Raw genomic sequence first — 23,745 nt, forward strand, 5'->3', positions numbered from 1 at the left:
AGGCACCGGCCCGCGGCACACGGTGGACGCCGCCCACCGTGTGCTTCTCCTGCGCTGGCGTGATCCGTTCGATGGGGCGTGGCTTTGGGAGCCGCCCGGTGGAGGTGTCGAACCGGGCGAAACGCCGTTGAAGGCGGCACGGCGTGAGCTGGTCGAGGAGACCGGGCTGGACCCGGCCGAGGTCCGCGACCGGTCGGTGCTGGTCGAGCGTGATGTGCGTGGCACGGCGACCGGTTCGTTGGTCCGGAGCATTTCTTCGTGGCCTGTTTCGTCGAGGAGCGACCGGCCCGTGGCGCGAACCGGCCTACTTGCCGACGAGCAGGTCAACCTGCATGAGTACGCCTGGGTCTTGTGGTCTGACCTGGATTCGTTGCCGGATCGGCTCAAGCCGCCGCGGCTGCCGGCCGTGCTCGCCGCTTTGCTGCCTGATGGGCCTTGGCGCGACTCAACGCCCTGACCATGCGTGGCCGTTGTCGCTGGCGTCGGAGCATCGGCGTGGGCTGGGACTTGGCCAGCACATGCCAGTTGGGCTATATTGCTCACGTGGCATCAACGTTCGAAGTACTGGCCGAGCCACGGCGGCGAGAGATCCTCGATCTCCTGCGCGGCGGCGAGCGGCCGGTCGGCGAGCTGGTCGAGCGGCTGGCCCTGACCCAGCCGACGGTGTCCAAGCACCTCAAGGTCCTGCGCGGCGCCGGGCTGGTCGAGGTGCGGCAGGACGCGCAACGCCGCCTGTACCGGCTGCGGCTGGAGCCGCTCGCCGAGATCGACGCCTGGCTGGAGCCGTACCGTCGCATGTGGACGGCCAGCCTGGATGCCCTGGAACGACGTCTGGACGAGATGGAGGACTGATTCGCCGTGACCGAGGGTGCGACTTTGCGGACGATCGACGGGCAGCCCGTGCTGCGCCTCGAACGCCGGCTGCGCCACTCGCCCGCCAAGGTGTGGCGGGCGGTCACCGATCCGGCCGAGATGGCCCACTGGTTCCCCGCGACGGTCGAGGCCGAGCTACGCCCCGGCGCGCCGATGCGGTTCACGTTCCCGGCGGAGGCGGTCGTGGACGGGTCGTGGGACGGCGAGGTGCTCGAGGTCGACCCGCCGCGGGTCTACATGTTCCGGTGGAACGCCGACGTGCTGCGCATCGAGCTGATCCCGGACGGCGACGGCTGCCGGCTGGTGTTCACCCACACTCTCGGCGGCGGCTGGGTCGGCCGGCTCGGCGCGGGCCGCACGGCGGCCGGCTGGGACCAGTGCCTCGACGAGCTGATGGCCCGGCTCAACGGCGAGACCGTGGAGCCGCGAAGCGACTGGCTCACGCCCATGGAGCGCTACATCGAGGAGTTCGGCCTCGGTTTCGGCTCGACGCGGCCGGTCGCGGACGGGTGGGAGCTGCACTTCGCCCGGGACCTGGTGTGGAAGCCGCCGGCGGACGTGTGGGCGCTGCTCGTCGAGGGGGCCGAACCCGAGGTCGGTGGCGAGCCGCCGACGCGGGCCACCAACGAGTACGTGCCGGCGGGCCGGCTGACCGAGGTGAACCGGCCGCGCCTGCTGGAGTACGAGTGGCTACACGACGGCGCGCCCGCCGGCCGCGTCCGCTGGACGATCACGTCCGACGACCGGCTGGGCGTGCGGGCCGAGGTGACACAGACGGTGCCGACCCGGCTGGCGGATGTGCGGGCGACTGCGATGGCCGCGTGGCACGTGCAGCTGGAGCTGCTGTTCGCCGCCATCCACGGCGAGGTCCCCTGCCCGAGGCCGAAGGACCGCACCGAGGAGCTGGCGAAGCAGTACGCCGACCGGCTCTGAGCCGGCCTCGGCCTCAGACCGCCGTGATCGCCTCCCGCCACAGGGCCAGGCCTTCGTCGATCTGGTCCGCGGTGACGACGAGCGGCGGGATCATCCGGACCACGTTGCCCGCCGCGCCGCACGTCAGCAGGAGCAGCCCCGCCGTCGCGGCGGCCTGCTGGGCACGGGCGGCCGCGGCCGGGTCCGGCTCGCCGTCGCGGTCGACGAACTCGTTGCCCAGCATCAGGCCCAGGCCGCGGACATCGCCGATCGCCGGCACGTCGGCGGCGACCTTCGCGAGGCCCTCGCGCAGCCGCGCGCCCATCCGGTCGGCGTTCTCGACCAGGCCCTCCGACTGCACGACGTCGAGCGTGGCGAGCGCCGCCGCGCACGCGACCGCGTTGCCGCCGTACGTCCCGCCCTGCGAGCCCGGCCACGCCTTGGACATGAGATCGCGCGACGCGGCGATCGCCGACAGCGGGAAGCCGCTCGCGAGCCCCTTGGCCGTGATCACCACGTCCGGGCGGATAGCGAAGTGGTCATGGCCCCAGAACCGGCCCGTCCGGCCGAAACCGGTCTGCACCTCGTCGACGACGAGCAGGATCCCGTGCCGGTCGGCTCGCTCGCGAAGTCCCTGCATGAACTCCGTGTTCGCCGGCACGTACCCGCCCTCGCCGAGCACCGGCTCGACGAAGAACGCCGCGGTCTCGGCGGGCGCGGACATCGTCGCCAGCACGTAGTCCAACTCGCGCAGCGCGAACCGGGTCGCCTCCTGCTCCGACCAGCCGTACCGGTACGCGGTCGGGAACGGCGCCACCACGACCCCGCCCATCAGCGGCGCGAACCCCGCGCGGAACTTCGTGGCCGACGTGGTCATCGACGCCGCTCCGATGGTCCGCCCGTGGAAGGAGCCGTGGAAGACCACGACGTTCGCGCGGCCGGTGGCATGGCGGGACAGGCGCAGCGCCGCCTCGACGGCCTCGCTGCCAGAGTTCACGTAGAACAGCGCGTCGAGGCCCTCGGGCAGGACCGCGCCCAGCCGCTCGGACAGCGTCAGCAGCGGCCGGTGCATGACCGTCGTGTACTGGCCGTGGATGAGCTTGGCGGCCTGCTCCTGGACGGCTGCCACCACGCGAGGGTGGCAGTGACCGGTGCTCGTCACCCCGATCCCGGCGGTGAAGTCCAGATACCGGCGCCCGTCCTCGCCGTAGAGGTACACGCCCTCGCCGCGCTCGGCCAGCACCGGCGTCGCCTGCTTGAGAATCGGGGACAGCTCAGCCATCGGCACTCCTCGTCTGGGATTGTCGACAATCCTACAGATGAGCCTATTCTAGTGGCCCCTGGCGATCCACTCCCCCAGGTGCGGGGCCTCGGCGCCGATGGCGGTGTCCTCGCCGTGCCCCGTGTGCACCACGGTCTCCGGCGGCAGCGTCAGCAGCCGGTCGCGGATGGAGTCGACGATCGTGCCGAAGTCCGAGTGCGAGCGGCCGGTGGCACCGGGCCCGCCGTTGAACAGCGTGTCGCCCGTGAAGACCACGCCGAGCGCCGGCACGTGCAGGCACACCGCGCCGGGCGCGTGGCCGGGCGTGTGCAGCACCTGGACCTCGACCCCGGCCACCGACAGCGTGTCGCCGTCGGCGAGCTCGCCGGCCGGGCGGGTGTCGCCGTGCGTGAGCCGCCAGAGGACGTCGTCGGCCGGGTGCAGCAGGACCGGCGCGCCGGTCTTGGCCGACAGCGCGGGCGCGGCGTTGACGTGGTCGTCGTGGGCGTGCGTGCACGCGATCGCGACCACCTCACGCCCACCGGCCGCGGCGGCGATCGTGCCCGCGTCGTGCGCGGCGTCGATCACCAGGACCTGCTCGTCGTCACCGAGGAGCCAGACGTTGTTGTCCACCTCCCAGCTGCCGCCGTCCAGGTTGAACGTTCCGGAGGTGACGACCTTCTCCACCCGTGCCGGCACTAGAAGACCACCACCGATCGCAGCACGTCGCCGTGGTGCATCTTGGTGAACGCCGCCTCGACCTGGTCGAGCGCGATCGTCTCGGTGACGAACGCGTCGAGGTCGAGCCGGCCCTGGCGGTAGAGGTCGATCAGGTAGGGGAAGTCGCGCGAGGGCAGGCAGTCGCCGTACCAGCTGGACTTGAGCGAGCCGCCCCGCGAGAAGAAGTCGATCATCGGCATCTCCAGGCGCATGTCCGGCGTCGGCACGCCGACCAGTACGACCGTGCCGGCGAGGTCGCGGGCGTAGAAGGCCTGCTTCCAGGTCTCCGGCCGGCCGACCGCCTCGATCACGACGTCCGCGCCGAACCCGCCGGTGAGCTCCTGGACCGCCTCGACGACGTCGACGCCGTTCGCGTGGATCGTGTGGGTGGCGCCGAACTTCCTGGCCCACTCGAGCTTCCGCTCGTCGACGTCGATCGCGACGATCCTCGTGGCCCCGGCGATCGAGGCGCCCGCGACGGCCGCGCAGCCCACGCCGCCGCAGCCGATGACCGCCACACTGTCGCCGCGGCTGACCCCGCCGGTGTTCACTGCCGCGCCGATGCCGGCCATGACCCCGCAGCCGAGCAGTCCCGCGGCGGCCGGGCTCGCCGACGGGTGAACCTTCGTGCACTGTCCACTATGGACAAGCGTCTTCTCGGCGAACGCGCCGATGCCCAGGGCGGGCGAGAGCTCGGTGCCGTCGGTGAGCGTCATCGGCTGCCCGGCGTTGAACGTCGAGAAGCAGTACCAGGGGCGCCCGCGCAGGCAGGCGCGGCAGGTGCCGCAGACCGCGCGCCAGTTGAGGATCACGTAGTCGCCGGGCGCGAGGTCGGTGACGCCCGCACCGACGGACTCGACCGTGCCGGCCGCCTCATGGCCGAGCAGGAAGGGGAACTCGTCGTTGATGCCGCCCTCGCGATAGTGCAGGTCGGTGTGGCAGACGCCGCAGGCGTGGACCTCGACCACCGCCTCGCCCGGCCCCGGGTCGGGCACGACGATCGTCTCGATCTCCACGGGCTCGCCCTTCGACCTGGCGATGACGCCCCGAACCTGCTGAGCCATGTGCCACCTCGTCTTTCATGCACGGATGCGTACGAGTACTTCTACCAGTCGGGCAGGTGGCGCCGCCGGACCGAGTTTTCGCGATCAGCCGGAATACGGCTCAGTCGGCCGTGGAGAGCCGGCCAAGCAGGTCCCGAAGAGCCGGGTCCCAGCCCTCCAGGCGGCCGAAGTCGTCGTGGAAGACGATGAGGGCCAAGGCCACCTGTAGGGTCCGCAGCCGGCTACAGCTGGCGAGGCGGTCGGGATCGGGCCGATGGTGGGTCACCTCGGCGCCGGCGTCCATCATCGTAACGATGTCCCACTCGACCGGGCCGCGGCACACGTCCTCGAAGTCGATCCACACCAGACCGTCCCGCGTGGCGACCAGGTTGCCCGGATGGGCATCGCCGTGCACCGGTCGCCAGTCGTCGTCCGGCACCGCCAGGAACGGGGCCAGCCGCTCCGCCGTGGCGCGGAGCAGGTCGGCCTCCGCCGCGCTCAGCACGCCACCGGCGCCGTCGAGCAGCGCCAGCCCGCGCGGCACGTCGTTGGCGCAGAGGAGCGGAAGCTCACCGGGATAGGACCGGAGCTCGGCATGCAGGTCCGTCAGCATCGCCGCGCCGTCCGCGGCCGTCGGTTCCCGGTCCGGGTCGGGCTCGAGGTAAGTCCAGAAGGTGATCCAGAAGCCGTCCGCGAGGTGCGGCCCCGGCGGCAGCTCCGGACTGGGCGTGACGACCGGCGCGTTCCGTGCGGCCAGGTACGTCGTCACGTCGACCTCCAGGCGCAGCCAGTCGTCGATCGGCGAGCGCAGCCTTGGCATGCGGGTCGCCACGCGGGCCACGACCGGGGCGGGGCGCAGGTGGACCATGAGCGAGAACAGGTCCGCGAGCACGACCGGCTCCGTGACGTCCAGCCCGTTGTCCCGCGCCAGCGCGGTGGCCGCCGACATCGCACGCCGCGAGATCTCGTCATGCGGGCTCACCCGGTGGTTCCCCCCTTCATCGTGATCAGCCGCTGAGCAGGGGCAGCGCCTTCGGACGCCACACGCCGTCGTGTTCGCGCCCCGTGGCCAGGCGTTCCGCGGGCACCTCGCCGTAGGTCGTCGTGCGCTGGCGGGCCGGGCGGCCGGCGGCGCGGGCCAGGGCCTCCAGGTCGGCGATCGTCTTGTAGCTGCCGTTCTCCGAGCCCGCCATGCGGCTGATCGTCTCCTCCATCAGGGTGCCGCCCAGGTCGTTCACGCCGCCCCGCAGCACGGCGACCACGCCCGCCTCGCCCAGCTTCACCCAGCTCGTCTGGATGTTCGCGATCCGGCCGTGCAGCAGGAGCCGGGCGAGCGCGTGCACGGCCCGGTTCTCCAGGTGCGTCGGCCCGGGGCGGGCGATGCCGGCGAGGTAGAGCGGGGCGTTCGTGTGCACGAACGGCAGCAGCACGAACTCCGTGAAGCCACCGGTCCTGGCCTGGAGGTCGCGGATCAGCTTGAGGTGCGCCACCCAGTGCGACGGGTTGTCCACGTGCCCGTACATCATCGTCGACGTCGTGGGCAGGCCCAGCTCGTGAGCGGTAGTCACGACCTCGATCCACGCGGCCGCCGGCAGCTTGCCCTTCGTCAGGATCCACCGGACGTCGTCGTCGAGGATCTCGGCGGCGGTGCCCGGCAGGGAGTCCACTCCGGACTCCCGGGCGGCGGTCAGCCAGTCGCGGATGGACAGGTTCGTCCGGGACGCGCCGTTCACGACCTCCATCGGTGAGAACGCGTGCACGTGCAGGCCCGGCGCCTGCTTCTTGACCTCCGCGGCGAGGTCGAAGTACGCCGTGCCCGGCAGGTCCGGGTGGATCCCGCCCTGCATGCACACCTCGGTCGCGCCGACCGCCCACGCCTGCGCGGCTCGCTCGCCGACCTGCTCCAGCGACAGCGTGTACGCGTCGCTGTCGGTACGCCGCTGGGCGAACGCGCAGAAGCGGCACCCCGTGTAACAGACGTTGGTGAAGTTGATGTTGCGGGTGACCACGTAGGTGACCTCGTCGCCGACCGCGTCCGCGCGGACCGCGTCGGCCAGCGCGGCCAGCGCCTCGATCTCCGCCCCCGGCGACGCCGACAGCAGCATCAGGGAGTCCTCATCGGACAGTCCACCCGGGTCGGACTCGGCGTGCCGCAGCGCGGTGGCGAACGGCGGCCGCAGCCGGTCGGCCGCGCCCGTGGCACCCGACGGCGTGAACGACACCCGCGAGCGCAACTCGTCCCAGTCGCCGTACACCGAGTCGAAGTCGTCGCGGCGGACGCCCGTACGGCCCACCGTGTCGATGCTCTCGTGCAGGTCCGTGCGACCCGAGTCGGCCAGCGCGACCTCCGGTTCCTGCCACGGCCGGCCCACCGGGACGGCACCGGGCGCGGCGAGGCCGGTCGACGGGTCGGCGAGCGCGGCCACGTGTCCGGCGATCCGCGGGTCCAGCCACGGCTCGCCCCGGCGGACGTACTCGGGATAGACCGGCAGCCGCTCGGCCAGGCGGAACCCGGTCGCGCCGGTGCGCTCGGCCAGCTCCTCGAGCCGCGGCCACGGGCGTTCGGGGTTCACGTGATCGATGGTCAGCGGCGACACGCCACCCCAGTCGTCGATGCCGGCACGCAGCAGCAGCTCGTACTCGCCGCCGATGAGGTTGGGCGGGGCCTGGATACGCGTCTTCGGGCCCAGCACCAGCCGCGCCACGGCCACGGTCGCCGCCAGCTCGCGCGCCTCGACGTCGGCCATGCCGGCCATCGCGGTGTCCGGCTTGGCGCGGAAGTTCTGCACGATGACTTCCTGGATCCCGCCGTACTGCCGGGCCACCCCGCGGATCGCGAACAGCGAGTCGACGCGCTCGGCGAGCGTCTCGCCGATGCCGATCAGGATGCCCGTGGTGAAGGGGACGTTGGTGCGGCCGGCGTCCTCCAGCACGCGCAGTCGCACGGCCGGCTCCTTGTCCGGCGAGCCGTAGTGCGGGCCGCCCTTCTCCGACCACAGGCGGGTCGCGGTGGTCTCCAGCATCATGCCCATCGACGCCGACACCGGCTTGAGCCGCTGGAAGTCCGTCCAGCTCAACACGCCCGGGTTGAGGTGCGGGAGGACGCCGGTCTCCTCCAGGACCTTGATCGACATTGCCCGCACGTAGGACAGCGTGTCCGGGTAGCCGGCCTCATCCAGCCACTCGCGCGCGGCACTCCAGCGGTCCTCCGGACGGTCGCCGAGGGTGAACAGGACCTCCGTGCAGCCCAGCTCCGCGCCGCGGCGGACGATGTCGAGCACCTCGTCGGGGCTCAGGTACGCGGCCGGCACCCGACCCGGCACGGTGACGAACGTGCAGTAGTGGCAGCGGTCCCGGCACAGCTTGGTGAGCGGGACGAACACGCTGCGCGAGAATGTGATCACCCCGGGTCGGCCAGTGGCCTCGAGCCCCGCGTCGCGGACCCGGGAGGCGGCCGTGAGCAGCTGGTCGAGCTGCTCGCCACGGGCGTGCAGCAGCGTCTCCGCCTCGGTCCGGTCGAGAGCCGCCCCGTCCCGGGCGCGGCGCAGCGCGCGTCGGATCGCTGACTCGCTGGGCACGAAACCCTCGGTCACGGGCGCCCCCTCCTGCTCATGTGCGGCCGCCGTGCCCCCAAGCTATCCGTCCCGACCGACATCCCAGACGTGATGGTCATCGCTCAACGACAACCCCGCTCCACTCGGGATCATTCCGGTCCTGCTGGGTTACCGAGCCGACCGGCCCGCCGATCGGCTCGGTACCCAGCAGAACGCGGGTCGAGCCGCAGGCACAGCGTTGGTAGCGAACCCAGCCCTCGCTGGTGACGTGGGCTGATCCGCCTCCCCGGAATCAACCCGTGTGGTCACCTTGAGTTGGTGCCGTCCAGTTCAGCACGTACCTGTGGCTGGGTTGCGTCCCGTTCCCCTTGGGCGCGGTTGGCAGGCTCGCGGTTCGACAAGATGTCCTCGAAAGCTGGCTCACGGTCGTCGACGCCGACACGCCGCGGCTGCGCGCCGAGCGGCTCAACGAGCTGCTCGCCGAGACGTCGGCCTACCCGCGCCTCACCGACCACGCGGGCGACGGCTGGCACATCCACTACCGCGACTCCGACCTGAGGCTCGGCGCCGTGCTGCGCGCGCTCATCAGCGTCGGCACCGCCCTGCACCTGACCGGCCGGGGCATGGACCGACTACGCCACTGCGCGCTCACCGAGTGCCGACTGCCGTTCGGCGACTTCACGCGCGGCGGCCGCCAGCGCTACTGCTCCCCCACCTGCGCCAACCGGGACGCGGTCCGCCGGCACCGCGCGAAGGTCAGCCGCCTGACGCACTCCTGACGAGGGTCCGGCGAGGCCGGACGTACGCCGCCGGGCGTACGCGCGAAGCCGACGCCGTGCTGACGACTTCCGCCGCCCGCCGGAGGAGTCTGACGTCCGGAGGTGGGGCATCATGAACACCGCGATTCGCGCGATGGGCCGGTCACTGCGGCGCAGCTGGGACGAGGGCACCCGGGTCGAGCGGGCCGCCTTCGTGGTCGGCGCCGTGCTGTTCGCGAGCGGGCTGGTCAACCTGCTGGTCCTGGTCGCCACGGGCGGGCCGTGGACCGGGCCGACCTCGCTGCGCAAGGCCGCGACGTTCGGGCTGTCGTTCGGGCTGACGCTGGCCACGGTCGCGTGGGTCACCCACTTCATCCAGCTCGGCACGGCCGCCCAGCGCGTGTTGCTCGGCGGGTTCACGCTCGCGTGCGCCGTCGAGACCGCGCTGGTGTCGATGCAGGCGTGGCGTGCCGTGCCGTCGCACTTCAACTTCACCACCCCGTTCGACGCGGCCGTCGCGACCTCGCTGGCGTTCGGCGGCCTGCTGATCGTCGTGCTCGTACTCGGGTTCACGCTGTCGGCGTTCCGCCACGTCGGACGGAACTCGCCGAGCATGCGGCTGGCCCTGCGCTTCGGGTTCGTCGTCCTCATGGTCGCGCTGGCCCTGGGCGCCGCGATGATCGCGGTCGGCGTGCCGATGAGCCGCACCGACCCGCGGGCCGCGTTCGAGACCGCGGGGTTCCTCAAGCCGGCGCACGCGGTCACGATGCACGCGATCCTCGTCATCCCGGGCCTGGCCTGGCTGCTGACGTTCACGTCGTGGCCGGAGCCCGTGCGGATGCGGCTCGTCCGGCTCGGCGCCGGTGGGTACCTGCTGCTCAGTGCGGTGGTCGTGGCCGAGTCGATCGTGCGGGTGTCGCCGCTGTCCGCGTCACTCGTGCCGACGCTGCTCTCCCTCGCCGGGCTCGGCGCGCTGGCCACGGCCGGTGGGATCGCGGTCTATGGCGCGCTGTACCGGCGGCCGGAACAGACCGGCGCCCGGCGGAACCTGCCGGCATCGGCGCACGAATCAGTAACCTGACAGGATGCGCGCGCGAAAATCGAAGACCGGCCGGACACAGCAGGAACGCAGCGCCGCGATGCGCAAGCGGCTACTCGACGCCACCGTCGACTGCCTGGTCCGATACGGCTACACGGGGACCACGACGACCCGGGTCACCGAGCTCGCGGGCGTGACCCGGGGCGCGCAGGTGCACCACTTCCCCACCCGCGCGGACCTCGTGGCCGCGGCGGTCCGCCACCTCGCGGCCCGGCGCGCCGAGCTGGCCTTCGAGAAGATCGACGCCGTGCGCCGGGCCCCCGATCCGATCGACGCGGCGCTGGACCTCATGTGGGAGATCCACCAGGGCTCGCTCCAGTACGCGACGGTCGAGATGTGGGTGGCCGCGCGGACCGATCCCGAGCTGCGCGAGCAGCTGGCCGCGGTGGAGCCGGAGGCGCGGGCGGCGCTGCTGGACTTCTCGGCGGCGGCGTTCGCCGAGCACGCGGACAACCCGCGGTTCCGCCACATCATCTACACCGCACTGGACACCGTGCGCGGCATCGTCCTCGTTGGACTGTCCAATCCGGACAAGGCGCAGCTGGACATGTGGTGGAAGCGCGCGAAGGCCGACCTGCGGCTGATGATCGACGCGGGACTCACCTAGTGCCCGGCTCGTGGATCATCGCGTGAAGTCTTGGACCGACCACCGGAACCTCAGGGGACCGTGACGGCACCCAGCCACAATCAACCGCCCACCCGCACCATCCGCTGGAACGCAACCAACACTTTTAATTCCGGGGAGGCGGGCTGGGAGGCGGGTTGATTCCGGGGAGGCGGACTAGCGCATCAGCGGGGCGAGGTAGCTGCGCGCGAACGCACGCACATCGTCGTCGGTGTGCAGGGGGATGGCGCCCTGCGGCAGCAGCGTGAACGAGATCGCCAGCCGCACGAACACCTCCGCGACACCGGCCGGCGTGCGCCCGGCCACCGGTACGTCGGGGCCCTGCCGGGCGAGCCCGTCCGGGGCCTGCCAGGCGAGGAAGTCTCGCGCCGCGGCGACGACCAGGTGTCCGTTCGTGGTCAGGTACGGCAGCAGCGCCTCCGGGTCGGAGGCCAGCAGGCGGTTGAGCAGTCGGTCGTCCCGGGCGTAACGCACGCCGACGACGAAGCCCTCGACCAGCCGTTCCTCCGCCGTGTCGAGGTTGGTGACCGCATCCGCGATGCTGCCGAAGAACCGCCGGGACTCGCGCACCAGCACGGCCTGCACGAGCGCGTCCTTGCCGACGAAGCGCCGGTACAGCGTCGCCCGGGACACCCCCGCGCGCCGGGCGACCACGTCCACATTGGTGCGCCGCAGACCGTAGGCGAGGAACTCCGCCAGCGCGGCATCCACAATGGACTCGCTGACCGGATCCGTGGACGGCTCGGCCAGAACCAGCTCGAGAAGTTCAGACACCGCGTGGCCCGATCCCCACGCGCGCGTAGCCGCGGCGGGCCCGCTCGGTGTAGCGCAGCCGCGGCGGCACCGCGCGCCAGGCCGTGCGTACCGCGCTCCGGAACCGCCGGTGCCGGCGCTCGTCGCGCTCGGTCCACCGCTCGCCGATCCGTTCCCGGACCGACCCGGGCAGCGTGCCCACCGAGATCCACCACAGCGGCTTCGCGGTCGGCCTGCGCAGCAGGCGGTACAGCGGCGCCGGCACCAGCGGGAACGTCGCCGGCGGCTCCTTGGCGAACTCGATCAGCCCGCGCGCCGCCGGCGTGATCACCAGCTCCTCGCGGCACATCCGGTCGAAGTAGGCCTGGAAGCTCGCCCAGTCCGGCGGGACCACGCGGTCGCTCACCCCGTACGCCCGGTAGACCGCGCAGCCCTCGGCGTAGAGCTGCTCCTTCTCCGCCTCCGCCATCGGGTGGTCGAACAGGTCGATCATCCCGAACAGCGCGTCGAAGATCGTCGCGTGCGCCCAGAAGTACACGTCGGGATCGAGGGCGTGGTAGCGCCGGCCCTGGCCGTCCACACCCTTGATGTGCGTGTGGTACTCACGGATCCGGCGCGCGGTGTGGGCACCGTGCGGCCAGTCGAACGTAACACCCTGGATCTCCGGGACCGAGCGCAGCACCCGCTCCCACGGCTCGTTGAAGAAGTCCGAGTGCTGCTCGACGCCCGCGCCGAGCCCGGGATGCATCAACTGCAGCAGGCCGGCCTTGACCAGCAACAGGTACCCGCGCACCTCGCCGGCCCACCGCCAGTGCAGCGAACCCGGTCCCGGCAGGTCGAGCGCCGGCTCGACCCGCTCCACCTCAGCCGTCACGGCCGCCTCCCGTGAGTCGATGAGACACTCGTGAATCTTTGTATCACGCCACCGAGTGAGTAACAGTGGCCATGGACATAGTGTCCATGTACAGTATGACTCATGGGGACTCCGGACGAGCCGACTACGGGCTTCCTGATCTGGCGCCTGTCCACCAAGTGGCGGGCCGACGTGGACCGTGCGCTCGCGCCGCTCGGACTCACCCACGCGCAGTTCTCGGTACTGGCCGCGCTGGCCGGACTGTCCAGACAGGACACCCGGCCGAACCAACGGCAGCTCGCCGACTTCACCGGCCTCGAGCCGCTCTACGTGTCCAGGCTGGCCCGCGCGCTCGAGGCGGCCGGGCTCGTCGAGCGGCCGACCGACCCGGCCGACCCGCGCGCGGTCCGCCTCGTGCTCACCGAGCGCGGTCAGGCGAGCGCCGCCGAGGCGGTCACGACCGTGCGTCAACGGCACGCCGAGCTGACCGAGGCCATCGGTGGCCCGGACGGACGGCGCGACCGCGAGCTGCGAGAAACCTTGTTGACCTTGCTGAACGAAAGCGAGCCGGACATGACCACGCCACGCGCCCTCGACGGGCGAGACATAAACATCGCCGCAGCCGCGACCAGAGCCGTCCTCACCGTGCTGCTCGACGAGGCCGGGCTGACCTTCGACCAGTCCGTCGCGCTGCGCCTCATGGCGATCGGCGGGCCGGGAGCACGAGACGAGGTCGCCGGCCGGGACACCGCGCCGGGCGCCGACCGCGCCGCCGTGCGAGCCGCGATCACCGAGCTCGAGGCCACCGGCCTCGCCGCGGGAGACGAGCGGGTCGAGCTGACCGAGCGCGGCCGCGAGCTCTTGGAGCGGGTCACCGCGGCCACGCTGCGGGCCAGCGACCGGCTGTTCGAGGGCATTCCCACCGACGACGTCGCCACCACCTCGCGAGTGCTCGACCTGATCACCGAGCGCGCGGTCGTGGTGCGGGCGGACCTCGCCGGTCAGGCGCTGTAGTCGTAGAAGCCGCGGCCGCTCTTCTTGCCGAGGAGGCCGGCGTCGACCATGCGCAGCAGCAGTGGCGGGGGCGAGTAGAGCGGCTCCTTGAACTCGGTGTACATCGACTCGGCGATGGCCTTCGTGGTGTCCAGGCCGATGAGGTCGGTCAGCGCGAGCGGGCCCATCGGGTGCGCGCAGCCCTGCACCATGCCGGTGTCGATGTCCTCGGCCGACGCGAAGCCCGACTCCAGCATCCGGATCGCGGACAGCAGGTACGGCACGAGCAGCGCGTTCACCACGAAGCCCGCGCGGTCCTGGGACAGGATGACCTCCTTGCCCAGCACGTTCTCCACGAACTCGTCCGCGCGCCGCATCGTGGGCTCGGCGGTGAGCAGCGACGGGACGAGCTCCACGAGCTTGAGCACCGGGACCGGGTTGAAGAAGTGGATGCCGATCACCTGCTGCGGCCGCGACGTGGCCATGCCCAGCTTCATGATCGGGATGGACGACGTGTTCGAGGCGAAGATCGCGTCCGCGTCGGTGACCACCTTGTCGAGCGCGGTGAACACATCGGTCTTGATCTGCTCGTGCTCCGCGACCGCCTCCACCACGAGCTGACGGTCGGCGAACTCGCCGATGTCCGTGCTGAACCGCATCCGCTCGAGCGCGGCGTCGCGGCCGGACTCGTCGAGCTTGCCGCTGCGGACCGCGCGTCCGAGGGACTTCTCCACCCGCGCGCGCCCGGCGGCGAGCGTGTCCTGGTCGACCTCGTTGACCACGACGTCCAGCCCGGCCCGGGCGCAGACCTCCGCGATTCCCGACCCCATCAGCCCACAGCCAACGACTCCGACCCGCATGCCCGCCTCCCCGGAATTAAAACTTGTGGTCACGTTAAGGACAAATGTTTGCTTGATCACGTACTTGTGGCTGGGTTACGTCACGGTCCCCTGAGGTGCGGTTGGGAAGGCTGCGGCCACATGTGACCTTGCGATTGACAGAAGATGTCTCAACTCTTGACCTCCACCGTGATGCGCTCACACGTTGCGTCGGTACTGACCGCCGACCTCGAAGAAGGCCTCGGTGATCTGACCGAGCGTGCACACCCTAGCCGCGTCCATCAGCACGCCGAAGACATTCTCCTCGGCCGTCACCGCGTCGCGCAGCCGCCGAAGGGCCTCCTGCGCCTCCTGGGCATGCCGGCGCTGGAACTCCCGGGTGCGGTCGACCTGCGAGCGCTTCTCCTCCTCGGTGGCCCTGGCCAGCTCGATCGTCGGCGGCTCTTCGGCGTTGGCCTTGCTCGGCAGGAACGTGTTGACGCCGATCAGCGGCAGCGAACCGTCGTGCTTGCGCTGCTCGTATACCATGGACTCGTCCTGGATGCGACCGCGCTGGTAGCCGGTCTCCATCGCGCCGAGCACGCCACCGCGCTCCGAGAGCCGCTCGAACTCCGCCAGCACGGCCTCCTCGACGAGGTCGGTCAGCTCCTCGATGATGAACGAGCCCTGCAGTGGGTTCTCGTTCCTCGACAGGCCCCACTCCTTGTTGATGATCAGCTGAATGGCCATCGCGCGGCGCACCGAGCTCTCCGTCGGCGTGGTGATCGCCTCGTCGTAGGCGTTGGTGTGCAACGAGTTGCAGTTGTCGTACAGCGCGCACAGCGCCTGCAGCGTGGTGCGGATGTCGTTGAAGTGCATCTCCTGCGCGTGCAGCGACCGGCCGGAGGTCTGCACGTGGTACTTGAACTTCTGCGACCGCTCGTTCGCGCTGTAGCGCTCGCGCATCGCCACGGCCCAGATTCGCCGTGCCACGCGGCCGATGACGCTGTACTCGGCGTCCAGCCCGTTGGAGAAGAAGAACGACAGGTTCGGCGCGAAGTCGTCGATGTGCATGCCGCGCGCGAGGTAGGACTCGACGTAGGTGAACCCGTTGGCCAGGGTGAAGGCGAGCTGGCTGATCGGGTTCGCGCCCGCCTCCGCGATGTGGTAGCCGGAGATCGAGACCGAGTAGAAGTTGCGGACCTTGTTGGCGATGAACCACTCCTGGATGTCGGCCATCATCCGCAGGCTGAACTCGGTGGAGAAGATGCAGGTGTTCTGGCCCTGGTCCTCCTTGAGGATGTCCGCCTGCACGGTGCCGCGCACGTTGGCCAGCGCCCATGCGGCGATCTCCGCACGCTCCTGTTCGGATGGTTGGCGGCCGTGCTCGGCGGCGAACTTCGCCACGTTCTGGTCGATCGCGGTGTTGAGGAAGAACGCGAGGATCGTCGGCGCCGGGCCGTTGATCGTCATCGAGACCGAAGTGGACGGTGCGGTGAGGTCGAACCCGTCGTAGAGGACCTTCATGTCCTCCAGCGTCGCGATCGAGACGCCGGATGTGCCGACCTTGCCGTAGATGTCGGGCGGCGTGTCCGGGTCGTGGCCGTACAGGGTCACCGAGTCGAACGCGGTCGAGAGCCGTGTCGCCTCGGATCCCTCGGACAGGTAACGGAAGCGGCGGTTCGTGCGGAACGCGTCGCCCTCGCCGGCGAACATGCGGGCCGGGTCCTCGCCGTCGCGCTTGAACGGGAACACACCCGCGGTGAACGGGAAGTGGCCCGGCAGGTTCTCCGCGCGGAGGAAGCGGAGCAACGACCCTTCGTCGTCGTAGCGCGGCAGCGCGACCCGCGGCACCTGGGTGCCGGACAGGGTCTCCCGCCACAGCTGCGTGTGCAGCTCCTTGTCCCGCACCTTCACCACGAGCTCGTCGCCGGTGTAGTTGTCCTTTGTGGACTCCCAGGTTTCCAGCAGCTCGGCGGTGTCCCGCTCGACGCGGCGCTCCGCCTCCTTGGCGATCGCTTCGATGTCCTCAGTGGACGAACCGGCCGCGGCGAGCGCGTCGCGGGCCCGCGTGAGCGCGGACCGCTCGCGCACCGCGGCCACCTGCTCGCCGGTCCGCGCGTGGTAACTGCGCACGGCGTCGGCGATGTCGGCGAGGTAGCGCGCCCGCTGCGGGGGCACGACGGTCGCGGCACGGGTGGACACCAGGCCGTCCACCGGGGCGAGGGTCGGCTCGCTGACCGCCAGCCCGCCCTCGGCGAGCAGGTCGCGGAGGTGGTGGTAGAGCGCGGTGACGCCGTCGTCGTTGAACGTGGCCGCGCTGGTGCCGAAGACCGGCATCTCCTCCCAGGAGGCGCCGAACGCCTCGCGGTTGCGCACCAGCTGGCGGGCCACGTCGCGGCGCGCGTCCTCGGCGCCGCGGCGCTCGAACTTGTTGATGGCCACGACGTCGGCGAAGTCGAGCATGTCGATCTTCTCCAGCTGCGACGCGGCACCGAACTCGGGCGTCATCACATACAGCGAGGTGTCGACGAACGGCACGATGGCCGCGTCGCCCTGGCCGATGCCGGGCGTCTCGACGATCACCAGGTCGTTGCCCGCCGCCTTGGCCGCGGCGATCACGTCGGTGAGGTGCTCGGGCACCTCGGTGACCGCTCCGCGGGTGGCCATCGAGCGGAAGTGGACCGCCTCGCCGTCCCCGCCTGGGACGCCGGCGATGCCGCCGAGCGTGTTCATCCGGATGCGGTCGCCGAGCAGCGCGCCACCGCCGCGCCGGCGGGTCGGGTCGATCGCGAGCACGGCGATGCGCAGCTTGTCCTGCTGGTCGAGCCGGAAGCGGCGGACGAGCTCGTCGGTGAGCGAGGACTTGCCGGAGCCGCCGGTGCCGGTGATGCCGAGGACCGGGACCTGCCTGTGGCGGGCCGTCTCGCGGATCTGGTCGATGGTGTCCCGGCTCAGCCGGCCGGCCTCGAGCTTGGTGATGACCTGGGCGAGGGCGTCGTGCTGACCGGCGTACAAGGCGTCGAGCGCCGGCTCGGGCCGGTCGGCCAGGTCGACGTCGCAGGCCTCGATCATCGAGTTGATCATCCGGGCGAGGCCCATCTCCTGCCCGTCGTCCGGCGAGAAGATTCGCGCGACGCCGCGGGAGTGGAGCAGCTCGATCTCCTCGCGGACGATCACTCCGCCACCACCGCCGAAGACCTTCACGTGGCCGGCGCCGTGCTCGCGCAGCAGCTCGACGAGGTAGCTGAAGTACTCGACGTGCCCGCCCTGGTATGCGCTGATCGCGACACCCTGGACGTCCTCCTGGATGGCGGCGCGGACGACCTCGCGGACGGACCTGTTGTGGCCGAGGTGGACCACCTCGGCGCCCTGCGACTGCAGGATGCGACGCATGATGTTGATCGCCGCGTCGTGCCCGTCGAAGAGGCTCGCCGCCGTGACGAACCGGACGGGGTGCACGGGCCGGTACAGCTCTGGGGCCTTTGCCATAAGAATAGTTTGTCGTCCTACTTTATTACGTGCAACCATTGTGGCTCACGTCTCCCGGTCCTGCCAGGCGTGGCACCACGACCTGCGATGATGGCGCGATGGTCCCGGAGTCCGTACGACGCATGCTCGACGACGACCTCGCCTCGCGTTCCCTGGGCATGACGTTGGTGGACGCCGGCCCGGGCCACGCCGTGGTCCGGATGACGATCACCGACACGATGGTGAACGGCCACGACATCGCCCACGGCGGCTACGTGTTCCTGCTGGCCGACACCGCGTTCGCGTGCGCGTGCAACAGCCACGGCCCGGTCACGGTGGCCGCCGGGGCCGACATCACGTTCGTGACCTCCGCCCGCCTCGGCGACGTGCTCGAGGCCCGCGCCGAGGAGCGCATCGTCTATGGCCGCAGCGGCATCTGCGACGTCACGGTCCGCCGCGGCGGCGAGGTGATCGCCGAGTTCCGCGGCCGCAGCCGCACAGTTCCGCCTCCCCGGAATTAAAAGTGTTGGCTACGTTCCAGCGAATGATGCGGTTGTGGAGGTGGATTGTGGCTGAGTACCGCCACGGTCCCCTGAGGTCACCGTGGTCGACACAGGACCTCGCACGATGACATGAGGCAGTCGGTGGATCAGGCGAGCACGAGGAACACCGCGCCGCCGACGACCGGGCCCAGCACGGCGCCCACCACGACCTGCGGCACCGTATGGTCCGCGAGCACCACCCGCGCCCAGCACACCAGCGCCACCAGCAGTGCGAGGAGCAGCAGCCACGGCCCGTAGAGGAACGCGACCATCGCGACCGCTCCCCCGGCCACCGTCGCGTGCACGGACACCTTCCACCAGCGCGTGATCAGCAGGCAGACCACGAGCGTGAGGATCATCGCCCAGGCCAGCGCGACCAGCTGGCGCGGCGCACCGCCCAGCAGCATGATCGTCATGCCGGTCAGCGCCGACGCCAGGCACACGAGCAGCGGCACCGTGCGGTGCGCGCGGTCGCGGACCCAGTGTCCCTCCCATCGCCCGCGCCGCGCGCCCCGCACGAGGAAGGCCATCGGCAGCACGCTGAAGAGCACCGCCACCAGTACGCCCCACCCGAGCGTCGCCGGCACCGAGTGACCGGTCGCGTGCCAGGCGACCGCCAGCGGAAGCACCACCACCACGACGGCGGGCGAGAGCAGCTCGGTCACGATGTGCGCGGCGCGCCGCCCGGTAAGGTCCACGGCACAACATCATTCCCTGCCCGAGGAGCCCCGATGAAGGCCGGCGACATCGCCCCCGACTTCGAACTTCCCGACGAGACCGGCACGCCGCGCACGCTGCGCGGCTTCCTGGAGACCGGTCCGGTCGTGCTGTTCTTCTACCCGGCGGCGATGACCAAGGGCTGCACGATGGAAAGCTGCCACTTCCGCGACCTCGCCGCGGAGTTCGCCGAGGTCAAGGCGAACCGGGTCGGGATCAGCCCGGACGAGGTCGCGAAGCAGCAGGCGTTCAGCGAGAAGCACTCCTTCGACTTCCCGCTGCTGTCCGACCCCGACGGCGCGGTGGCGACGCGGTTCGGCGTCCGGCGCGGCTTCGGGCCGATGCTCACCCGGCGCCAGACCTTCGTGATCGACACCGACCGGAGGGTGCTGGAGGTCGTCAAGAGCGAGTTCCGCATGGCGGTGCACGCCGACCGCGCGCTCGAGGTCCTCCGCAAGCGGTAGCCGCCGGGGCTCGCGCTGCTCGGCGCTTACTCGTAGATCGCGTCCTTCGGCACCGCGGTGTCGTTCTTCAGCGCATCGAAGAGCTGCTGCGACTTCGCCTCGTCCAGCTGTGTCGCGGAGCCGTCGGTGACCGGCACCGTCGTGGTGACCGTGCCACCGTCGGAGATCCCGCCCATGGCGAAGCCGAGGCCGGCCAGATGGTGCAGGTGGTCGCCCTCGTCCACGGTCAGCGCGTCCGGCGCCTCGGCCAGCAGCGGGAACAGGTCGAACGGGTTGAGGAAGGTCGCCGGGCTCGAGACCTCCGCGGCCAGCGCGCCGATGAACTTCCGCTGGTTCGCCACGCGGTCCAGGTCCGACCGCGGTGTCGCCTCGCTCTTGCGCGTGCGGACGAAGGCCAGCGCCTGCGCGCCGTCCAGCGTCTGGCGGCCTTTCTTGATCACCACACCGGTCTGGTCGTCCTTGATCCTCTTCGGAATGTCGATCTCGACCCCGCCGATGGCGTCGACGACATTCGCGAACCCGCCGAAGTTGATCTCCGCGTAGTGGTCGATGCGCAGCCCGGTCGCCTGCTCGACGGTCTGCACCAGGAGCTTCGGCCCGCCGATCGAGAACGCGGCGTTGATCTTGCTGACGCCGTTGTCGGGGATCTCCACGTTGAGGTCACGCGGCAGGCTCATCAGCGTCGCCGGCGTGTCGTTGTCCGGCAGGTGCGCGACGAGCATCGTGTCGGTGCGCTGACCGCCGGCGTCACCGGTGCTGAGCCTCTTCTTCTCCGCCGGCGTCAGGCCCTCGCGGCTGTCCGAGCCGACGATCAGCCAGTTGGTGCCGGCCGCCGCCGCGGGCCGGCCGGGGTAGTCGGTGAGCGCCTCGACGCGGTTGAGCGACGAGTCGACCCAGAAGTACGTGCCGGCGAGCAGCACGAGCAGGACCAGCAGGATGATGCCGAATGTGCGGCCGGGCCGGCGGCGCTTGCGGCGGCGTGGGGGTGGCGGCCCGAAGCCGTCACCCTGTGGGCCGTACCCGTCCGGCGGCGGGCCGTCGTAGCGACCGGGTGGCGCGTACGGATCACCGCTCGGCGGCATCGGGAGCGCGCGGGTCTCGTGGTACGCCGGCCGCCGGCCCGGGGGCTGTGGACGCCCGTGGCCGGGCCCGCCGCCGTATCCCGGCTGTCGTGGCCCTCCGTGCTGGTGTCCGTAGCTCATCTCCCACCTTCCCGTCAATCCCCAAGACGTGGAGACCGCCGTCGAGGTTGCGCTGTGGTCCAGGACACCGTAGGGGACCCGGGTCAGAGCGGGACGCTCAACCCACCGGGCGACGGCTTGGCCAGCGCGCTCGCGATGACATGATCCAGATCCGCGATCTTCAGCACACCGAGTGTGAACCGCCGGACCAGCAGCCGCCACTCGCGGGCCCGGCGCAGCATCGCGTGCCCCTCGCCGCACACGTCGAACCGGCACACGGTGTCGGTGACCACCTTCGCCCGCACCGCGTAGTCGTACGACAGCGCGGGGTCGGTCACCGTGTCCCGGTCGCCGTGTGCGATCAGGACGGTACGCCCGGCGAGCTGGCCGACGGGCTCGCTCCCCGGCGTCCACGGCGCGAGCGCGCAGACGGCCGTCACCTGCTCGTCGCCGGCCACGTGCAGCGCCACCCGGCCGCCCATGGAGTGCCCGACCAGCACGACCGGCACCCCGGGATGCGCCCGGCGGATCTCCCCGAGCGCCCAGTGGGCGTCCGCGACGGGATCGAGGTCCGGCACGTTCCACCCGCGGTACCGGTAGCGCAGCACCCACGCCGCGAGGCCCGCGGCCCGCCCGGCCGACCGCAGGTCACGGGCGAACGGCAGCATGCGCAGGTAGGCGGGGCGCAGCCGGTGCGCGGCGACCTTGCTCGTCTCCTGCCCGCCGTGCAGGACGAGCGCCACCGCACGCACGCCCGTCTGCCCGAACACCCGCAGCCCGGGGCCGGGCACCGTCACGAGCCGGCCCGGCGGGACTCGACCAGCGCCTCGATGCCGTCGAGCACCCGGCGCAGCCCGAAGTCGAACGGGTCCACCCAGTCCAACTCGACGTCCCGCCACAGCCCGGTGAGCGCCGGGTGGCGCTCGGCGTCGAGATGACCGTCGAGCAGCGGCGCGAAGTCCGACCAGAACTGCTCGTCGCTGACCCCGGTGCGCTCCTGGACCCGCGTCGACTCGATCAGCTGCTGGGCCACGCCGCGGACGTACCCGGTGACCAGCCCGACCACGGCCATCCGCTCGCCGCCCGTCAGCCCGACGCCGTCGATCGCGCGCAGCACGTCGTCGAGCGCGGCGGTCTGGTTGGGACCCATCACGCCCCGGGTCAGCGACGCGCGCAGCAGCCATGGGTGCCGGCGGTACCCTTCGAGGCTCGCGCGCGCGAACCGCTCGAGCCCGGTACGCCAGCTCGCGGCCTCGTGTACGGGCCGGCCCTCGGCCATGACCGTGTCCAGCATCAGGTCCTGCAGCTCCGCCTTGGACGGGACGTAGCGGTACAGCGACATCGTGCCGACCCCGAGGCGGTCGGCGACCCGGCGCATCGACACACCGTCCAGCCCCTCGGCGTCCGCGAGCTCGACGGCGGCGGCGACGATCCGCTCGATGGTCATGCCCGGCTTTCGGCCCCGGCTCGACGCCGGCTTGGTCCCCCAGAGGAGCTCCATGCTGCGGGCCGCGGCGGCCGAGCCGCCGAAGCTCGCCGACGTGGTGTCGTCCTTCGTCATCTCGAGCTCATCGTATTGTGCTAAATTCGCGTACACTGTACCCATATATATAGAGGAACGGATGACGATCTTGGTCACCGGGGCGACAGGACAGGTCGGCCGGCAGGTCGTCGCACAGCTCTCGGCGGCGGGCGAACGGGTCCGGGCGATGAGCCGCCGCCCGTTCACGGCGCCGGCCGGGGTCGAGACGGTGCGGGGCGACCTGCTCGAGCCCGCGTCGCTGCCGTTCGACGGCGTGACGGCGATGTACCTGTTCCCGCAGCCGCGGACGGCGCGGGCGGTGGTCGAGGCCGCGGTCGCGGCGGGCGTGCGGCGGATCGTGACGCTCTCGTCCGGCGCGGTCTCCGCCGGGCTCGACACCGACTACCAGCTGCCCGTCGAGCAGGCGGTGGAGGCGTCCGGATGCGAGTGGACCCACCTGCGGCCCGGCCAGTTCGCCTCGAACACGCTCAAGCTGTGGGGCCCGTCGATCCGCGCCGAGCGGGTGGTGCGCTACCACCACCCGGACTGGCGCGGACTGCCGATCCACGAGGCGGACACCGCCGCGGTCGGTGTCGCGGCGCTGCTCTCGCCCGGGCACCACGGGCGGGCCTACGACCTGACCGGGCCGGAGCGGCTCAGCGCGCGCGAGCAGGTGCGGGCGATCTCGGCCGCGCTGGGCGAGGACGTGCGGTTCGAGGAGGTGACCCCGGGAGTCGCGGGAGATCCTCAAGCGGCAGGGCGGCTGGGCCGCCGAGAACGTGGACTCCTCACCGGGTTCGAGGCCTACTCCCCCTCCTCCGTGCCCGAGCTGACGGCCGAGGAGTGGGACGAGGCGATCAAGCCGCTGCCGACGGTCGAGGAGGTCACCGGGCGGCCGCCGCGGACGTACGCGGAGTGGGCACGCGACCACGTCGAGGACTTCCGCTGACGCCGCTGACTACGCTCCTGTCGTGACCGTGGCGGGAGTGCTGCTCGCGGCCGGCGCGGGGCGTCGGTTCGGGAGGCCGAAGGCACTGGTGCGTTACCGGGGGGCGCTGTTCGTGGAGCACGCGGCCGGGGTGCTGCACGACGGCGGGTGCGCACCGGTGGTGGTCGTGCTGGGCGCCTCCGCCGACGAGGTGCGCGCGTCCGCCACGCTCCCCGGTTCCTCCCTTGTGGACAATCCGGAGTGGACGACCGGGATGGGCTCGTCGCTGCGGGCCGGCCTCGCGGCACTCGCCGGATCGGCGGCCGTGGCCGCGCTCGTGCTGCCGGTGGACACGCCCGGCGTGACCTCCGCGGCGGTGCGCCGGCTCGCGTCGCTCGTGTCCCCGGACGCCCTGGCCCGAGCCACGTACTCGGGGCGGCCGGGCCACCCGGTGCTGATCGGCCGCACCCGCTGGGCGGACGTCGCGGCCTCGGCGGTGGGTGACGCCGGGGCTCGCGAGTACCTGGCGGCGCACCCGCCGCTGGAGGTGCCCTGCGAGGACGTCGCCGCCGGTGCGGACGTGGACCGCCCGTCCGACCTCCCTGGGTGAGCCTGCGAGCCAGGAAGGACGCCTTCCGGACACTGGACGTCCGGAAGG

24 protein-coding genes are annotated in these 23,745 nt (G+C 71.4%); 11 read left to right on the forward strand and 13 right to left on the reverse strand.

Annotated elements, in window-relative coordinates:
• The first annotated feature begins 40 nt into the window (after nt 1-40).
• The 3 genes from ACRDTB_RS17880 to ACRDTB_RS17890 all read left to right on the forward strand — a co-directional run bounded on the left by ACRDTB_RS17880 (nt 41) and on the right by ACRDTB_RS17890 (nt 1,806).
• Nucleotides 41-457 (forward strand): NUDIX domain-containing protein, encoded by a 417-nt coding sequence (locus tag ACRDTB_RS17880; RefSeq protein ID WP_431431646.1) that lies wholly within the window; start codon nt 41-43, stop codon nt 455-457.
• 86 nt (nt 458-543) lie between these two features.
• Nucleotides 544-852, forward strand: a complete 309-nt coding sequence (locus tag ACRDTB_RS17885; RefSeq protein ID WP_431431648.1) for an ArsR/SmtB family transcription factor — start codon at nt 544-546, stop codon at nt 850-852.
• Nucleotides 853-858: 6 nt separating this feature from the next.
• Nucleotides 859-1,806, forward strand: coding sequence for an SRPBCC family protein (locus ACRDTB_RS17890; RefSeq protein WP_431431650.1), 948 nt, complete (start codon nt 859-861; stop codon nt 1,804-1,806).
• 13 nt (nt 1,807-1,819) lie between these two features.
• Here ACRDTB_RS17890 and ACRDTB_RS17895 read toward each other — a convergent pair whose 3' ends face one another.
• The 5 genes from ACRDTB_RS17895 to ACRDTB_RS17915 all read right to left on the reverse strand — a co-directional run bounded on the left by ACRDTB_RS17895 (nt 1,820) and on the right by ACRDTB_RS17915 (nt 8,402).
• On the reverse strand, nt 1,820-3,067 hold the full coding sequence (locus ACRDTB_RS17895; RefSeq protein WP_431431652.1) for an aspartate aminotransferase family protein: 1,248 nt from the start codon (nt 3,065-3,067) through the stop codon (nt 1,820-1,822).
• A gap of 48 nt (nt 3,068-3,115) precedes the next feature.
• Nucleotides 3,116-3,745 (reverse strand): MBL fold metallo-hydrolase, encoded by a 630-nt coding sequence (locus ACRDTB_RS17900; RefSeq protein WP_431431654.1) that lies wholly within the window; start codon nt 3,743-3,745, stop codon nt 3,116-3,118.
• Nucleotides 3,745-4,830: an S-(hydroxymethyl)mycothiol dehydrogenase gene (locus ACRDTB_RS17905; protein WP_431431656.1), complete on the reverse strand. Its 1,086-nt coding sequence runs from the start codon at nt 4,828-4,830 to the stop codon at nt 3,745-3,747. Before ACRDTB_RS17905 ends, ACRDTB_RS17900 begins: the two co-directional genes overlap by 1 nt.
• Before the next feature lie 100 nt (nt 4,831-4,930).
• Nucleotides 4,931-5,791: a phosphotransferase gene (locus ACRDTB_RS17910; RefSeq protein ID WP_431431658.1), complete on the reverse strand. Its 861-nt coding sequence runs from the start codon at nt 5,789-5,791 to the stop codon at nt 4,931-4,933.
• 25 nt (nt 5,792-5,816) lie between these two features.
• Entirely contained in the window at nt 5,817-8,402 is a 2,586-nt protein-coding gene (locus ACRDTB_RS17915) for a bifunctional FO biosynthesis protein CofGH (RefSeq protein WP_431431660.1), read from the reverse strand.
• A 329-nt stretch (nt 8,403-8,731) separates the two neighbouring features.
• Here ACRDTB_RS17915 and ACRDTB_RS17920 point away from each other — a divergent pair, with 329 nt between their 5' ends.
• The 3 genes from ACRDTB_RS17920 (at nt 8,732) to ACRDTB_RS17930 (ending at nt 10,827) form a co-directional block, all read left to right on the forward strand.
• Nucleotides 8,732-9,142, forward strand: a complete 411-nt coding sequence (locus ACRDTB_RS17920; RefSeq protein WP_431431662.1) for a CGNR zinc finger domain-containing protein — start codon at nt 8,732-8,734, stop codon at nt 9,140-9,142.
• Between the two features lie 112 nt (nt 9,143-9,254).
• Nucleotides 9,255-10,202, forward strand: a complete 948-nt coding sequence (locus tag ACRDTB_RS17925; protein ID WP_431431663.1) for a hypothetical protein — start codon at nt 9,255-9,257, stop codon at nt 10,200-10,202.
• Nucleotides 10,203-10,206: 4 nt separating this feature from the next.
• Complete coding sequence (locus tag ACRDTB_RS17930; RefSeq protein WP_431431665.1) at nt 10,207-10,827, forward strand: TetR family transcriptional regulator; 621 nt, start codon at nt 10,207-10,209, stop codon at nt 10,825-10,827.
• A gap of 174 nt (nt 10,828-11,001) precedes the next feature.
• On the opposite strand, the gene ACRDTB_RS17935 is transcribed toward ACRDTB_RS17930, so the two are convergent.
• Both ACRDTB_RS17935 and ACRDTB_RS17940 read right to left on the reverse strand, forming a co-directional pair.
• On the reverse strand, nt 11,002-11,619 hold the full coding sequence (locus ACRDTB_RS17935; protein ID WP_431431667.1) for a TetR/AcrR family transcriptional regulator: 618 nt from the start codon (nt 11,617-11,619) through the stop codon (nt 11,002-11,004).
• Nucleotides 11,612-12,472 carry an oxygenase MpaB family protein gene (locus tag ACRDTB_RS17940; protein ID WP_431431669.1) on the reverse strand — a complete coding sequence of 287 codons (861 nt, stop codon included), beginning with the start codon at nt 12,470-12,472 and terminating at the stop codon, nt 11,612-11,614. Before ACRDTB_RS17940 ends, ACRDTB_RS17935 begins: the two co-directional genes overlap by 8 nt.
• 102 nt (nt 12,473-12,574) lie before the next feature.
• On the opposite strand from ACRDTB_RS17940, the gene ACRDTB_RS17945 reads away from it, so the two are divergent.
• Nucleotides 12,575-13,465: a MarR family transcriptional regulator gene (locus tag ACRDTB_RS17945; protein WP_431431670.1), complete on the forward strand. Its 891-nt coding sequence runs from the start codon at nt 12,575-12,577 to the stop codon at nt 13,463-13,465.
• Here ACRDTB_RS17945 and ACRDTB_RS17950 read toward each other — a convergent pair.
• Both ACRDTB_RS17950 and icmF read right to left on the reverse strand, forming a co-directional pair.
• Complete coding sequence (locus ACRDTB_RS17950) at nt 13,453-14,304, reverse strand: 3-hydroxybutyryl-CoA dehydrogenase (RefSeq protein WP_431431672.1); 852 nt, start codon at nt 14,302-14,304, stop codon at nt 13,453-13,455. The two genes, ACRDTB_RS17945 and ACRDTB_RS17950, sit on opposite strands and share 13 nt — an antisense overlap.
• A 177-nt stretch (nt 14,305-14,481) precedes the next feature.
• Entirely contained in the window at nt 14,482-17,754 is a 3,273-nt protein-coding gene (gene icmF, locus ACRDTB_RS17955) for a fused isobutyryl-CoA mutase/GTPase IcmF (protein ID WP_431431673.1), read from the reverse strand.
• Between the two features lie 122 nt (nt 17,755-17,876).
• Here icmF and paaI point away from each other — a divergent pair, with 122 nt between their 5' ends.
• The gene (paaI, locus tag ACRDTB_RS17960; RefSeq protein WP_431431694.1) at nt 17,877-18,254 is read left to right on the forward strand and encodes a hydroxyphenylacetyl-CoA thioesterase PaaI; all 378 of its coding nucleotides are present in this window, start codon (nt 17,877-17,879) and stop codon (nt 18,252-18,254) included.
• A 128-nt stretch (nt 18,255-18,382) separates the two neighbouring features.
• On the opposite strand, the gene ACRDTB_RS17965 is transcribed toward paaI, so the two are convergent.
• A complete protein-coding gene (locus tag ACRDTB_RS17965) occupies nt 18,383-18,973 on the reverse strand; it encodes a hypothetical protein (protein WP_431431674.1) in 591 nt (196 codons plus the stop codon).
• Nucleotides 18,974-19,006: 33 nt separating this feature from the next.
• On the opposite strand from ACRDTB_RS17965, the gene ACRDTB_RS17970 reads away from it, so the two are divergent.
• A complete protein-coding gene (locus ACRDTB_RS17970; RefSeq protein ID WP_431431675.1) occupies nt 19,007-19,456 on the forward strand; it encodes a peroxiredoxin in 450 nt (149 codons plus the stop codon).
• 26 nt (nt 19,457-19,482) lie between these two features.
• Here ACRDTB_RS17970 and ACRDTB_RS17975 read toward each other — a convergent pair whose 3' ends face one another.
• The 3 genes from ACRDTB_RS17975 to ACRDTB_RS17985 form a co-directional block, all read right to left on the reverse strand.
• Nucleotides 19,483-20,658, reverse strand: coding sequence for an LCP family protein (locus ACRDTB_RS17975; RefSeq protein WP_431431677.1), 1,176 nt, complete (start codon nt 20,656-20,658; stop codon nt 19,483-19,485).
• Nucleotides 20,659-20,741: 83 nt separating this feature from the next.
• On the reverse strand, nt 20,742-21,428 hold the full coding sequence (locus tag ACRDTB_RS17980; protein ID WP_431431679.1) for an alpha/beta hydrolase: 687 nt from the start codon (nt 21,426-21,428) through the stop codon (nt 20,742-20,744).
• 2 nt (nt 21,429-21,430) lie between these two features.
• Complete coding sequence (locus ACRDTB_RS17985; RefSeq protein WP_431431682.1) at nt 21,431-22,198, reverse strand: TetR/AcrR family transcriptional regulator; 768 nt, start codon at nt 22,196-22,198, stop codon at nt 21,431-21,433.
• A gap of 61 nt (nt 22,199-22,259) precedes the next feature.
• On the opposite strand from ACRDTB_RS17985, the gene ACRDTB_RS17990 reads away from it, so the two are divergent.
• Both ACRDTB_RS17990 and ACRDTB_RS17995 read left to right on the forward strand, forming a co-directional pair.
• Nucleotides 22,260-23,108 (forward strand): SDR family oxidoreductase, encoded by an 849-nt coding sequence (locus ACRDTB_RS17990; RefSeq protein ID WP_431431685.1) that lies wholly within the window; start codon nt 22,260-22,262, stop codon nt 23,106-23,108.
• A 22-nt stretch (nt 23,109-23,130) separates the two neighbouring features.
• A complete protein-coding gene (locus tag ACRDTB_RS17995) occupies nt 23,131-23,697 on the forward strand; it encodes a nucleotidyltransferase family protein (protein ID WP_431431687.1) in 567 nt (188 codons plus the stop codon).
• The last annotated feature ends 48 nt before the right edge of the window (nt 23,698-23,745 follow it).

Source organism: Actinophytocola sp. (assembly GCF_050699935.1).
In the GTDB taxonomy this organism is placed as follows: domain Bacteria; phylum Actinomycetota; class Actinomycetes; order Mycobacteriales; family Pseudonocardiaceae; genus Actinophytocola.

Bases quoted from the DNA above. Each gene is read 5' to 3' on its own strand.
- paaI (WP_431431694.1), top strand. From the start codon at position 17,877: ATGCTCGACGACGACCTCGCCTCGCGTTCCCTGGGCATGACGTTGGTG.
- ACRDTB_RS17950 (WP_431431672.1), bottom strand. From the start codon at position 14,304: ATGCGGGTCGGAGTCGTTGGCTGTGGGCTGATGGGGTCGGGAATCGCG.
- ACRDTB_RS17930 (WP_431431665.1), top strand. From the start codon at position 10,207: ATGCGCGCGCGAAAATCGAAGACCGGCCGGACACAGCAGGAACGCAGC.
- ACRDTB_RS17895 (WP_431431652.1), bottom strand. From the start codon at position 3,067: ATGGCTGAGCTGTCCCCGATTCTCAAGCAGGCGACGCCGGTGCTGGCC.
- ACRDTB_RS17985 (WP_431431682.1), bottom strand. From the start codon at position 22,198: ATGACGAAGGACGACACCACGTCGGCGAGCTTCGGCGGCTCGGCCGCC.
- ACRDTB_RS17990 (WP_431431685.1), top strand. From the start codon at position 22,260: ATGACGATCTTGGTCACCGGGGCGACAGGACAGGTCGGCCGGCAGGTC.
- ACRDTB_RS17970 (WP_431431675.1), top strand. From the start codon at position 19,007: ATGAAGGCCGGCGACATCGCCCCCGACTTCGAACTTCCCGACGAGACC.
- icmF (WP_431431673.1), bottom strand. From the start codon at position 17,754: ATGGCAAAGGCCCCAGAGCTGTACCGGCCCGTGCACCCCGTCCGGTTC.
- ACRDTB_RS17905 (WP_431431656.1), bottom strand. From the start codon at position 4,830: ATGGCTCAGCAGGTTCGGGGCGTCATCGCCAGGTCGAAGGGCGAGCCC.
- ACRDTB_RS17945 (WP_431431670.1), top strand. From the start codon at position 12,575: ATGGGGACTCCGGACGAGCCGACTACGGGCTTCCTGATCTGGCGCCTG.
- ACRDTB_RS17925 (WP_431431663.1), top strand. From the start codon at position 9,255: ATGAACACCGCGATTCGCGCGATGGGCCGGTCACTGCGGCGCAGCTGG.
- ACRDTB_RS17975 (WP_431431677.1), bottom strand. From the start codon at position 20,658: ATGAGCTACGGACACCAGCACGGAGGGCCACGACAGCCGGGATACGGC.